We start from the raw sequence: 13017 nt of genomic DNA on the forward strand, positions 1-13017 counted from the left end.
GATTGAGCTTTTCTAAGCTCAATCAACTATTTCCCTACTCTTTTATTTGCCCCAGACATTAATCTATCTTTTGTAACAATTGCTCTAGTATGAGTACACTCTCCTACTTTTCCAGCACTATCAAAAGCCTCAACCTCAAACTTATAAAGTTTACCTTCCATTCCTACAAAAGTTGCAGTTGCTTTTACTGTATCACCTTTAAGTGTAGGTGCAAGATGTTTTAAATTAACTTCTACACCAACAGATAATTGCCCTTCTTCATATAAAGGTATTAATATTTTTGCAGATGCACACTCCATAAGTGCTGTAAGTCTAGCTGTTGCAAACACTTCTGGAAAGTCATCTTCCTTTGAAATTTCTAAATTTTTTGCTAAGTCTGAAGCTTTTACTTTAAACTCAATAGTAGCTTGTGTACCTATTTCTAATTCCATTTTTGCTCCTAAAAAATTTTATTCAAATATTGTAGCAAAATTTTTCAAAATATTTTTTATTGGCTACTTTATGATTTTTTGGGTATAATCCGCGAAAATTAAATGGATAAGAAATGATTGATTTAGATAATCAAACAGACATTACAGTCGACACTTCTTCTTTAGAAGAAATTGCAAAAGAAGTAACTTCAAAAGATATAGAACTATTAATTGTAAAAAATGAAGAGATTCAAGTTTTAAATAAAGAGCATAGAAATATTGATAAAGCAACTGATGTTTTATCTTTTCCATTAGAGTTTGATATGCCAAATATGCCATTAGGTTCAATTGTTATTTCTATAGATTTTGTAGATGAAAAATCAAAAGAGTACAAGCATAGTTTTGAAGATGAATTAAAACTTTTATTTATTCATGGATTACTTCATTTAGTAGGCTTTGACCATGAAGTTGATAATGGTGAGCATCGTCAAAAAGAAGAAGAGTTGATTAAGAAATTTAATTTACCAAATAGTTTAATAGTAAGGAACTCATAAATGGATTTTTTGATATTTGTAGTATCAATGGGAGCACTAATTTATGGTGCAGAGTTTATCATACAGCAAAGTGAAAAAATTGCACTTCACTATAATATTTCACACTTTGTTATAGGTGCAACTCTAATTGCTTTAGGTACAAGTTTACCAGAAATGGCTGTTTCAATGTCTGCTTCAATGAAAGGAAGTGGTGATATTGCTGTTGCAAATGTAATTGGAAGTACAATTTTTAATATTGCTATGGTTTTAGGTGCTGTTTTTCTTCTTGCTAAAAAAATCACTCCAGATAGAGATTTATTTGCAAAAGATTCAGCATGGTCACTATTCCCTATTTTAGTATTTATTCTTATGGCAATTGATGGGAAACTAAATGTTGTAGATGGTATTTTATTCCTTTGTTTAATGGGAGCATATTTATTATTCTTAATAGGTTCAAATCAAGTTGATGACATAGATGAGGAATTAGCAAAAGAGAAGTTTGCATGGACTAAAACTTTAGCTTTATTAACTGTTGGTTTTGTGTTTGTAGTAGTAGGTGCAGATTTTGCTATTGATAGTGCAGGAAATATTGCAAGATCATTTGGTATTAGTGAGTGGGTAATTGGATTATTCTTAGTTGCATTTGGTACATCTTTACCAGAACTTACTATCTCTATTAAATCAGCTTTAAATAATAATGCCGATTTAGCAATTGGAAATATTATCGGTTCAAACGTTGCAAACTTTACAATGGTATTAGGTGTGAGTTCAATAGTTAATACTTTAAATGTTGATTTAAGTAAAAACTTCTTTGATATTGCAGCTGCGTTTATAGTATCACTTATGTTAGTATTTATAACTGCTAATAAACTTTATAATAAAAGTGCTGGTATTGTATTAATAGTAGTACTTGGATTAGTTATTCAAAATAGTCTTTAAGACTATTTTGAACTATTTCTGACAAGATTTACAAAGTCCAGAAAAAACTACATCTACATTTTGAATTTGAAATGCAGACTCTTCTTTAATTGAGCTTTGTAATATTGATGTATCTATTGTAATATCTTCTATCTTTCCACATGAAGAACATACTAAATGAGAATGCTCTTCTTTTGCTAACTCATAAACTGATTTAGCTTCAGGAATTTTTACTTCATTTAAAAATACCTTTTCTACCATAGCATTTACATTTTTGTAAATTGTTGCAAGAGAAATAGAAGGAAATTTTTCTAATAACTTCTTATAAAGTTCATCAATATTCATATGTCCATTAGAGTATAGTTCTTCAACGATTGCAACTCTTTGTGGAGTTACTTTTAAATTATACTCTTTTAATAATAGTGAACTATTCATCATCTTTTCAACCTTTCCTGCTTAGAATAATACTAAAAACTTTTTTAGTTTCTTATTTGCAGAGTTTTATATTGTGAATAATATACAAAAAATGTAAAATAGATTTTATTAATTAATTTTAGTAGAAGATAATAATTTTCCCTTAAGGTTTACTAGACTATAATTATCAAAAGAAAAAAATTATCCATAGGAGAATATTATGAAAAAACAAATTAAACAATTAAAAGTATTACAAGCAAGTTCGCTAGTTATATTCACAAAACTACATAACTATCACTGGAATATCAAAGGTATGCAATTTTTCCCAATCCATGAAATGACAGAAAAAATGTATGAACAATTTAGCACACTATATGATGATTGTGCAGAAAGAGTATTACAATTAGGAGATAAACCTTATGTATTACTAGGTGATTTACAGAAGAACTCATTAATTAAAGAAGATAAAAAAACTGACTTTACTGCTGAATATGTATTAAAAAATATTTTAGCTGATTTTGAAACTCTATTAAAAGAGTTTAAAAAACTATCTAAAATAGCAGATGAAAATGATGACACTACTACAGTTGCTTTTGCAGATGATAATGTTGCTCATTTAGAAAAAAATATTTGGATGATAAAAGCTACTCTATCTTAATATTCATTCTTAAGCTTAGGTGAACTATAATTTTCTCTAATAATAGTTCACCTTATAAATCTATTTAATATTAATATGCAAAGGAAAAAATTAATGAGACAATATGAATCATTCAAATGTAATAAATGTGGTAATGTAGTAGAAGTACAAAAAGTTGGTGGTGGAGAACTTCACTGTTGTGGTGAAAAAATGGAAATGATTACTGAAAACCTAACTGCTGTAAATCTTATGAAAGCCTTTGCTGGTGAGTCTATGGCAAGAAATAAATATGAATATTTTGCAAAAATTGCCCAAAAAGAAGGATACAGAGATATCGCTGCACATTTCCAAAGAGCAGCAGACAATGAAAAAATGCATGCTAAACTTGAATTAAGAGCCTGTAACGAGTTACTTACAGGAAAAGAGTTTGGAGATACAGCTGAAAACCTAAAGGTTGCAATTGCAGGTGAAAGTTATGAAAATGAAACTATGTACCCAGACTTTGCAAAAATTGCTAAAGATGATGGTCACAAACAAATCTCAACTATGTTAAAACTTATTGGAAATATTGAAGTTGAACATGAAAATATGTATAAAGAGCTACTTGCAAGACTTGAAGCTGGTGAAGAATTTGTAAGTGAAGATGAAGAGGAAGAGTGGATTTGTGAAGTTTGTGGACATGTTCATAGAGGTAAAAAAGCTTTAAAAATGTGCCCAGTTTGTAAGCATCCACAAGAGTACCAATCAAGATTAAATAGCAAAAAATAATTATTAAATCAATTCTTTGATAAAATATCTTCTTTTAGGAGATATTTTTGATAAGAGTTTTTACCTTTTTATTTTTCTTACCCATACTACTGTTAGCTAAAGAGTTTTCACTAGCTTCATATAATGTAGAAAACTTTTTTGATTTAAACTATAACAAAACAGAATATAAAGAGTACAAACCCAATACAAACACTAACTGGAATAAAAAAACCTTTCAAATAAAACTAAATAATATTGTAAAAGTTCTAAAGGATTTAGATGCAGATATTATTGCTTTGCAAGAGATTGAAAACAAAGAACTACTAAAAATCCTTCAAAAAAAACTTCCAAGCTATAAATATATATCTTTTAGTAAATATTCAAATGCAAGTGTTGGATTAGGCTTTTTAAGTAAAATTGAAACAGTAGATGAAAAAGCTATTAATATAAAATTTTCTAATAAAACATATAGACCAATTTTAGAAACAACCTTTAAATTAAACAACAATGAGTTCAAAATCTTTAATAATCACTGGCCATCAAAAAGAGTAGCAGAGAGTTTTCGTATAAAGTTTGCAAAAAAACTTTTTGATAGATTAGAAAATCTTCCAAGAGATTATGACTATATTTTATTAGGTGATTTTAACTCAAACTACAATGAATATGAAACAATTTTTTATGAAAAAAGATTAAATAATACAAATGGAGTAACTGGTATAAATCATGTTTTAAACAGCTTTATAAACAATCATTTAGTAACAGTAAATGACATGAAAGACTCTTCAAAGCTACTTCATTATAACCCTTGGCTTGAACTAAATATACCTGAAAGATTTTCAAGTAAATTTAGAGGAAGAAATATCACTGCTGATAATTTTTTACTTCCTTTTTCCATGTTTGATACAAAAGGATTTTCCTACAAAAAAAATAGTTTTAAAGTATTTAAACCAGAATATCTGTATAAAAACAAAAGAATAAACAGATGGCAAGTAAAAAATAGAGTCCATAAAGCAGTTGGCTATTCTGATCATCTTCCTATAATTGCAAAGTTCACTACAAAGGCTCAAGAAAAAACAAAAGCTCATAATATAAAAACCATAAGTGATTTATACAAAATAGAAAAACTCAATGAGTCAATTACTTTAAAAAACTGCATCGTTCTTTTAAAACACCAAGAGTTTGCAATCATCAAACAAAAAAACAATAGAGCAATCTTAATCTATAAAAATATCGAGAACTTAAGTGAAGGTTTTTCCTATGATTTAAAGATAGAACAAATAAAAACCTTTAAAGGATTAAAAGAAGTTATTGATTTTGAAATAGTAAATTATAATGGAAAAGTTTTAGAGTATAAACAACTTTATAAAAAAGACTTAGATTTATTTAATATAAAAAATCAAAATGAGATAGTAACAGATATAAAAGGTACCTACAAAAAAGGCTATTTATATTTTGATAATAAAAAAATAGCAATATATTTCAAAAATAAAAGTTTTATTCCTAAAAATGGCTCTTCTATTATTATAAAAAGAGCACAATTAGGATATTATGTCAACAAAATTCAATTAGTAGTATTTAATAAAAGTGATATAATATATGTTAATTAAGTCAATATTTACAAACAGTAGTGGTATTTTAGTTTCTAGGATTTTAGGATTTATAAGAGATTTACTAACTGCTTCAATCTTAGGTGCAAATATCTATTCAGATATCTTTTTTGTAGCCTTTAAATTACCAAACCTTTTTAGAAGAATATTTGCAGAAGGAGCTTTTACACAAGCTTTTATTCCTTCTTATGCAAAATCAAAATATAAAATTAGATTCTCTTCAATTATATTTTTACAACTGTTCGCATTTTTGATTTTCTTATCCCTTGTAGTAACTTTGTTTTCAACTCTTATTACAAAAGCTATTGCTTTAGGTTTTGATGAACAAACCATAAACCTAGCTGCGCCACTAGTAGCAATAAATTTTTACTATTTACCACTTATTTTTGTAGTAACATTTATGGCTGCACTTTTACAATATAAACACCATTTTGCAACTACAGCTTTTTCAACTGCCCTTTTAAACCTTGCACTTATTGCAGCACTTTTAATATCTAAAGATTTAGAGAAGTATGAAATCACTTTTTACCTTTCTTATGGTGTATTAGCAGGTGGATTTTTACAAGTATTAGTTCATCTTCTTGCTGTAAAAAAATATAATCTATGTAAAATATTCACTTTTAGAAAACACAAGAAAAAAGAAGAGAATAGATTTTATAAAAGCTTCTTTGGGGCAACACTTGGAAGTTCAACTGCTCATATTTCTGCATTTTTAGATACTTGGCTTGCTTCATTCTTAGTTAGTGGTTCAATTTCATATCTATATTATGCAAATAGAGTTTTTCAACTTCCCCTTGCTCTTTTTGCTATTGCAACATCAATTGCCCTATTTCCTATGATTGCAAAAGCAATAAAAAACAAAGATGAAAACAGAGCTTTAAAACTTATGAAAAAATCATCTATCATACTTATAGGACTTCTTTCTCTTGCAACTTTAATAGGAATAGTTTTTGACAATGAAATTATTTGGCTTTTATTTGAAAGAGGAGCTTTTAGTAGTACTGATACAACAAATACTGCACTTATTTTAACAATGTATTTAATTGGTCTTTTACCCTATGGTTTAGCAAAGATTTTTTCATTATGGTTATACTCTCATGAAAAGCAGTTTTTAGCTGCTAAAATCTCTATGAAAGCATTGGCTTTTAATATTGTATTTTCATTACTTCTTATCAAACCATATGGTGCAGCTGGACTTGCTTTTGCCAGTACACTTAGTGGTTTTATTCTTTTAATACTTACATTAAAAGAGTTTGGTTTAAAAAATCTTAAAACATTGTATTTTAGTAAAATTTAGATATAATATTAACTTTTTAAAACAAAATATAGGACTATAATGAAACAATTTTTTAAATATTACTTACCTTATTATAAAAACTACAAATTAAAAATATTTTTTGCTTTAATAGGTATTTTAGGGGTTGCAGGAGGAAGTGCTGGACTTGCTTATATTGTAAAACCTTTACTTGACCAAGTTTTCATTGAAAAAGACCAACAAATGCTTTATATAGTACCAATTTTATTAATTGTGGTACAAACGGCACAAGGTGTTGGTAAATATATTCAAATCTACTATACTTCATATATTGGACAAGATATAATTAGAGTTGTTAGAGATAAACTGCTTGCACATATTTTGACTTTAGATATAGACTTTTTCCAAAAGAAACATGGTGGAGAGCTTATTTCCAGAGTAACCAATGATATTAATAAAATCCAATCTGCAGTTTCAAGTCAAATTGCAGGTATGATTAGGGAAGTTCTTACTGTAATAGCTTTAATTGGTGTTGTTGTTTACCAAAGTGCAGAACTAGCATTTTATGGACTTGTAGTTATGCCTTTAGCTATTTATCCACTTACAATTTTAGCAAAAAAGATGAAAAAACTTTCATTTAGATCTCAAGAAAAAGCTTCTGATATTACATCACATTTAAGTGAGATTTTTAACAATGTTGAAATCATAAAAGCAAATTCAACAGAAAGAACAGAGCTTAATAAATTTGAAAAACACAATAAAAAGTTTTTTGATATCAATATAAAATCAGTTAAAACATCAGAGCTAACTTCTCCACTAATGGAATTTTTAGGTGCTATTGCAGCAGCTATTGTTATAGTTTATGGTGGTAGTTTGGTAATAGAAGGTGAAATGACAACTGGTACATTTATGTCATTCATTGCAGCACTTTTTATGCTTTATGCACCAATTAAAAGATTATCAACAATCTATAATAAACTTCAAAGTGCTATTGCTGCCCATGAAAGAATTCTTTCTGTTTATGAGATTAAACCTACTATTTTAACAGGTGAGAAAAATATTCCTTCAAAGGTTCAAACAATTGAATTTAAAGATGTAGAACTAAAGTATGATGATTTTGTTGCTTTAAAAAATATTAAACTAAATGCTAAAAGAGGTGAAAAAGTTGCCCTTGTTGGAGATAGTGGTGGAGGAAAATCTTCTTTAATCAATCTTCTAATTAGGTTCTATGATACAAGTAAAGGTCAAATTCTATTTAACGATACTTGCCTAAGAGACATCTGTATTAAAGATTTAAGAAAGAATATCTCTGTTGTTACACAAAGGGTTTATATCTTTAATGATACAGTAGCTTCAAATGTTGCATATGGTGAAGAGTTAGATGAAGAAAGAGTAATTGAAGCTTTAAAACAAGCTCATGCCTTTGATTTTGTAGAACAACTTGAAGATGGTATTCACACTACTTTAGATGAGTTTGGTACAAACTTAAGTGGTGGGCAAAGACAAAGAATTGCAATAGCAAGAGCTTTATATAAAAACCCACAAATTCTTATTTTAGATGAAGCAACTTCAGCCTTAGATAATGAGAGTGAATCTATTATTTCTGAAGTTATAGATGAAGTATCACAAGATAGATTTGTTTTTGTTATTGCCCATAGATTAAGTACTATTAAAAACGCTGATAAAATAGCCGTATTTAGAAAAGGTGAAATAGTTTGTGTAGGTAATGAAGAAGAGTTATTAAATAATTGTAAAGAGTATCAAAGACTTTACAATCTTGCAAATATCTAATATCAAGTTTTTTTCAATACTTTTTAGATAAAATGTTGAAATTTCATAAAAAAGGAAATATTTGTTTACCTATAACACATTAAAGAAAATATTATTTTTGTTTCAACCTGAAACTGCTCACCACTTGGGAGAGTATGGATTAAGAGTTTTACCTAACTGTAAATTGCTTAATAATTATATGGTAAAGAAAAATTTTGTGATGAGCCCAAAACTTACACAAGAAGTTTTTGGCATTGAATTTAAAAACCCAGTAGGACTTGCTGCAGGTTTTGATAAAAATGCAACTATGATTAAATCTATGCCTGCACTTGGATTTGGTTTTACTGAAATTGGAACAATGACTCCAAGAGCTCAAGATGGAAATCCTAAGCCTAGAATGTTTAGATACCCTGAGCAAAAATCAGTTCAAAATGCAATGGGATTTAACAATGAAGGTTCTGCAAAAGTATTAGAGAACTTAAAAAAAGTTTATCCTTTTACTATTCCTGTTGGTGCTAATATTGGTAAAAACAAAACAACACCAGAAGAGCATGCTCTTTTAGATTACAAAGCTTTAATTAGAAAGTTTAAAGACACAAGTGATTATTTAGTAATAAATATTTCTAGTCCAAATACTCCTAATTTAAGAGATTTACAAAATGAAAAGTTTATCAATGAGTTATTTGGTATGGCTAAAGAGCTTACAGATAAACCAATATTTCTAAAAATTGCTCCTGATATGGAAGTTGATGTAGCAATTGAATTATGTAATACAGCAGTAAATGCAGGAGCTGCAGGTATTATTGCTACAAATACAACAATTGATTATTCACTTGTACCAAACTGTCAAGACTTTGGTGGTTTAAGTGGTGAGTGCTTAAAAGAAAAATCAAGAGATTTATTTGCTGAAATTGCAAAAGAGTTATATGGAAAAACAGTTCTAATCTCTGTTGGTGGTATTTCAACAGGAGAAGAAGCATATAAAAGATTAAAGCTTGGAGCAACACTTGTTCAAGCTTATTCTGGACTTGTATTTGAAGGTCCTTCAATGGTTAGAAAAATCAATGAAGAGATTTTAGAACTTATGCAAAAAGATGGATTTAATAGCATTTCTGAAGTAATTGGTTCAGATTTAAAATAGAAAAAAATAGGAAAAGATATGAGTATAAAAAAGTTTAGATTATTTATAACATGCTTTTCACTATTCATTATTTTTACGGGAGAGTTAATGGCTAATAGTTTATTAAAATATCATACTAAAACATTAGATAATGGCCTAGAAATTGTTGCTATACCGATGGACAATGGTTCAAACGTAGTTTCTACAAATATTTTCTACAATGTAGGAAGTAGAAATGAAGTTATGGGTAAAAGTGGAATTGCTCATATGCTTGAACACTTAAACTTCAAATCTACAGAAAACCTAAAAGCGGGTGAATTTGATGAAGTTGTAAAAGGTTTTGGTGGAGTTAATAATGCTTCAACATCATTTGATTACACAAAATATTTCATCAAATCAAGTTCAAAAAACATGAACAAATCTTTAGAGCTTTTTGCTGAGTTAATGGAAAACTTAACATTAAAAGATGAAGAGTTTCAACCAGAAAGAGATGTAGTAGCAGAAGAGAGAAGATGGAGAACTGATAATAACCCAATGGGATATTTACAGTATAGACTATTTAATAACACATATATCTATCATCCATATCATTGGACTCCTATTGGATTTACACAAGATATCAAAAACTGGACAATTGAAGATATTAAAGATTTCCATTCTACATATTATCAACCAAAAAATGCAGTTATAGTTGTAGCTGGTGATATTAGTAAAGAAGAAGTTTTTGAATCAAGTGAAAAGTATTTTGCAAATATTAAAAATAAAAAAGAGATTCCTGAGACTATTCATACAGTAGAACCTGTACAAGATGGTGAGAAGAATATTACTATCTATAAAGATAGCCAAGTTGAAATGCTTGCTGTTTCATATCATATTCCAAACTATGAACATGAAGATCAAGTTGCACTAAGTGCATTAAGTGAACTTCTAAGTTCTGGGAAAAGCTCATATTTACAAAAAATACTTGTAGATGAAAAAAGATTAGTTAACTCTGTTTATGCTTATAACTTAGAATTAACAGACCCAGGTGTTTTTCTTTTTGTAGCTGTTTGTAATGAGGGAATCAAAGCAAAAGATGTAAAAAAAGAGATTGATACAATCATTCAAAACATCAAAGATGGAAAAATAACTAAAAAAGAAGTTGAAAGAATTAAGATAAATACAAAAGCCGATTTTATTTTCTCACTTGAAAATTCAAGCTCTGTAGCTTCACTTTATGGTAGTTATTTTGTAAGAGGAAATGTTAAACCTCTTTTTGAATATGAAGAGAATATTGAAAAGTTAAAAAGAAAAGATATTTCAAAAGTTGCAAAAAAATATTTAACAAAGAAAAATTCAACAACAGTTATATTAAAAAAAGAAAAATAATTTACGAAGGGAAGAAATATATGGAAATTATTACTGGTGCAATGACCGCTTTAATAACACCATTTAAAAATGGAAAAGTAGATTTAGAAAAATACGAATCTCTAATTAAAAGACAAATTGAACAAGGTATTGATGTAGTTGTTCCAGTGGGAACAACAGGAGAAAGTGCTACTTTATCACATGCTGAACACAAAGACTGTATCTCTGTAGCAGTTGCAACTTGTAAAGGAACAAACGCTAAGGTTATAGCTGGTGCTGGTTCAAATGCTACACATGAAGCTTGTGATATTGCAAAACACGCACAATCAGTGGGAGCAGATGGACTATTATCTGTTACACCATATTATAATAAACCAACACAAGAAGGTTTATACCAACACTATAAAGCAATTGCAAACTCTGTTGAGATTCCATTTATGCTTTATAATGTACCTGGAAGAACAGGTGTAGAAATTGAGACTGATACAATTGTAAGATTATATGATGATATTTCAAATATTTATGCAATCAAAGAAGCAAGTGGTTCAGTAGAAAAAATCGTTGAGCTACAATCTAAAAGAAAAGATTTAGTAATTGTATCAGGTGAAGATGGTATTGACTTCCCTATTTTAGCAAGTGGTGGTAAAGGTAATATTTCTGTAACAGCTAATATTTTACCTAATTTAAAATCTAAGCTTGTTCACTCTGTTTTTGACGGAGACTTTGCAACTGCAAAAAAAATCAATGAGGATTTATTTCCTCTAAACTCTGTACTTTTCTGTGAAAGTAATCCTATTCCAATTAAAGCAGCAATGTATATTGCAGGATTATTAGATACATTAGAGTATAGACTTCCTTTAACTGCACCAAGTGCAGAAACAATGAAAAAATTAGAAGAAACTTTAAAAAACTATGAGGTGATTAAATAATGAGTAACGAAATGAAAGGTAAAACTTTAGTAATTTCTGGTGGTACAAAAGGTATCGGTAAAGAGTGTGTATATAAATTTGCAAGTAATGGTGTAAATGTAGCTTTTACATATAACTCTAATTCGGAAATTGCTGAAAATATATGCAAAGATGTTGAAGAAAAATTTGGCGTTAAATGTAAAGCATATCCTTTTAATGTTTTAGAACCAGAAAAATATAAAGAATTATTTTTAGAAATTGATAAAGACTTTGATAGAGTTGACTTCTTTATTTCAAATGCAATGATTTATGGTAGAGCTGTTGTTGGTGGATATGGTAAATTTATGAAACTAAAACCTAGAGGATTAAATAATATCTATACTGCAACAGTAAATGCTTTTGTATGTGGTGCACAACAAGCAGCTAAAAGAATGGAAAAAGTTGGTGGAGGAGCTATTGTTTCTTTATCTTCTACTGGAAACTTAGTATATATTGAAAACTATTCAGGTCACGGTACAAATAAAGCAGCTGTAGAAGCTATGGTTAGATATGCTGCAACAGAACTTGGAGAGATGAATATTAGAGTAAATGCAGTATCTGGTGGTCCTATTGATACAGATGCTTTAAAAGCATTTACAAACTATGAAGAAGTTAAAGCTAAAACTGCTGAATATTCTCCATTAAATAGAATTGGTCAACCTGAAGACTTAGCACAATCTTGTTACTTCTTATGTACAAGTGATGCTTCATGGGTTACAGGTCATACACTAATCGTTGATGGTGGGACAACGTTTAAATAATGTCTAAAGCCTTAAACTTACCAAATACTTTGGCTCTTTTCAGAATAGCATTAGCTCCGCTAATGCTATGGTTCTTAGTGGAAAGAGACTTTTCTCTTTTTGCTTCTTGGCACCCTTCTTGGTTTGATTACTTTGCTGGTTTAATTTTTGTAATTGCATCTGTTACTGATTTCTTTGATGGTTTTATTGCTAGAAAATGGGATCAAATGACAAAACTTGGTGCAATTTTAGATCCACTTGCAGACAAAATGTTAATGCTTGCTGGATTTATTGGTCTTATGATTATTGATAGAGCTTCTGCTTGGGCAGTATTTTTAATACTTTCAAGGGAGTTTTTTATCACAGGACTTCGTGTTGTTGCTGTAAGTGAAGGTAAAAGTGTTGCTTCTACAATGGCAGGAAAAATTAAAACTGTTGTTCAAATGATTGCTATAGGGTTCTTAATTATGAACTGGCCATTTGCAACTGCACTTTTATGGATTGCAGTAATTTTAACTTTATATTCTGGATATGAATATTTAAGAGATTACTATAAGATATAACCATAAGGA

At 28.9% G+C, this 13017-nt stretch carries 14 protein-coding genes; 12 read left to right on the forward strand and 2 right to left on the reverse strand.

What is annotated here, in order from left to right; genetic code table 11:
* Window positions 1-26: 26 nt before the first annotated feature.
* Window positions 27-431 (reverse strand): thioesterase family protein, encoded by a 405-nt coding sequence (locus CRV02_RS06190; protein ID WP_129089604.1) that lies wholly within the window; start codon window positions 429-431, stop codon window positions 27-29.
* Window positions 432-544: 113 nt separating this feature from the next.
* Here CRV02_RS06190 and ybeY point away from each other — a divergent pair, with 113 nt between their 5' ends.
* Together ybeY and CRV02_RS06200 are read left to right on the forward strand one after the other, a co-directional pair.
* Complete coding sequence (gene ybeY, locus CRV02_RS06195) at window positions 545-964, forward strand: rRNA maturation RNase YbeY (protein ID WP_129089605.1); 420 nt, start codon at window positions 545-547, stop codon at window positions 962-964.
* Window positions 965-1882, forward strand: coding sequence for a calcium/sodium antiporter (locus CRV02_RS06200; protein ID WP_129089606.1), 918 nt, complete (start codon window positions 965-967; stop codon window positions 1880-1882). It abuts the gene before it with no gap.
* Between the two features lie 12 nt (window positions 1883-1894).
* Here the strand turns inward: CRV02_RS06200 and CRV02_RS06205 are convergent, their stop codons facing one another.
* On the reverse strand, window positions 1895-2296 hold the full coding sequence (locus CRV02_RS06205; protein ID WP_258239243.1) for a Fur family transcriptional regulator: 402 nt from the start codon (window positions 2294-2296) through the stop codon (window positions 1895-1897).
* Between the two features lie 199 nt (window positions 2297-2495).
* Between CRV02_RS06205 and CRV02_RS06210 the strand changes: the two genes are divergently transcribed.
* The 10 genes from CRV02_RS06210 (at window position 2496) to pgsA (ending at window position 13008) form a co-directional block, all read left to right on the forward strand.
* Window positions 2496-2933, forward strand: coding sequence for a DNA starvation/stationary phase protection protein (locus CRV02_RS06210; RefSeq protein ID WP_129089607.1), 438 nt, complete (start codon window positions 2496-2498; stop codon window positions 2931-2933).
* Between the two features lie 93 nt (window positions 2934-3026).
* Window positions 3027-3680: a ferritin family protein gene (locus tag CRV02_RS06215; protein ID WP_129089608.1), complete on the forward strand. Its 654-nt coding sequence runs from the start codon at window positions 3027-3029 to the stop codon at window positions 3678-3680.
* A gap of 47 nt (window positions 3681-3727) precedes the next feature.
* Complete coding sequence (locus CRV02_RS06220) at window positions 3728-5266, forward strand: endonuclease/exonuclease/phosphatase family protein (RefSeq protein ID WP_129089609.1); 1539 nt, start codon at window positions 3728-3730, stop codon at window positions 5264-5266.
* Window positions 5256-6563 carry a murein biosynthesis integral membrane protein MurJ gene (gene murJ / locus CRV02_RS06225; protein WP_129089610.1) on the forward strand — a complete coding sequence of 436 codons (1308 nt, stop codon included), beginning with the start codon at window positions 5256-5258 and terminating at the stop codon, window positions 6561-6563. The genes CRV02_RS06220 and murJ overlap by 11 nt, the downstream gene beginning before the upstream one ends.
* A 39-nt stretch (window positions 6564-6602) precedes the next feature.
* Window positions 6603-8312, forward strand: coding sequence for an ABC transporter ATP-binding protein (locus CRV02_RS06230; protein WP_129089611.1), 1710 nt, complete (start codon window positions 6603-6605; stop codon window positions 8310-8312).
* Between the two features lie 61 nt (window positions 8313-8373).
* Window positions 8374-9432, forward strand: a complete 1059-nt coding sequence (locus CRV02_RS06235; RefSeq protein ID WP_129083236.1) for a quinone-dependent dihydroorotate dehydrogenase — start codon at window positions 8374-8376, stop codon at window positions 9430-9432.
* A gap of 87 nt (window positions 9433-9519) precedes the next feature.
* Window positions 9520-10779, forward strand: coding sequence for a pitrilysin family protein (locus tag CRV02_RS06240; protein ID WP_258239244.1), 1260 nt, complete (start codon window positions 9520-9522; stop codon window positions 10777-10779).
* 20 nt (window positions 10780-10799) lie between these two features.
* Complete coding sequence (gene dapA / locus CRV02_RS06245; RefSeq protein WP_129089613.1) at window positions 10800-11687, forward strand: 4-hydroxy-tetrahydrodipicolinate synthase; 888 nt, start codon at window positions 10800-10802, stop codon at window positions 11685-11687.
* Entirely contained in the window at window positions 11687-12466 is a 780-nt protein-coding gene (locus CRV02_RS06250; RefSeq protein ID WP_129089614.1) for an enoyl-ACP reductase, read from the forward strand. Before dapA ends, CRV02_RS06250 begins: the two co-directional genes overlap by 1 nt.
* On the forward strand, window positions 12466-13008 hold the full coding sequence (pgsA, locus tag CRV02_RS06255; protein WP_129089615.1) for a CDP-diacylglycerol--glycerol-3-phosphate 3-phosphatidyltransferase: 543 nt from the start codon (window positions 12466-12468) through the stop codon (window positions 13006-13008). The genes CRV02_RS06250 and pgsA overlap by 1 nt, the downstream gene beginning before the upstream one ends.
* Window positions 13009-13017: the final 9 nt, after the last annotated feature.

The sequence above is a fragment of the Arcobacter sp. CECT 8989 genome (assembly GCF_004116715.1).
Taxonomy (GTDB): Bacteria; Campylobacterota; Campylobacteria; order Campylobacterales; family Arcobacteraceae; genus Halarcobacter.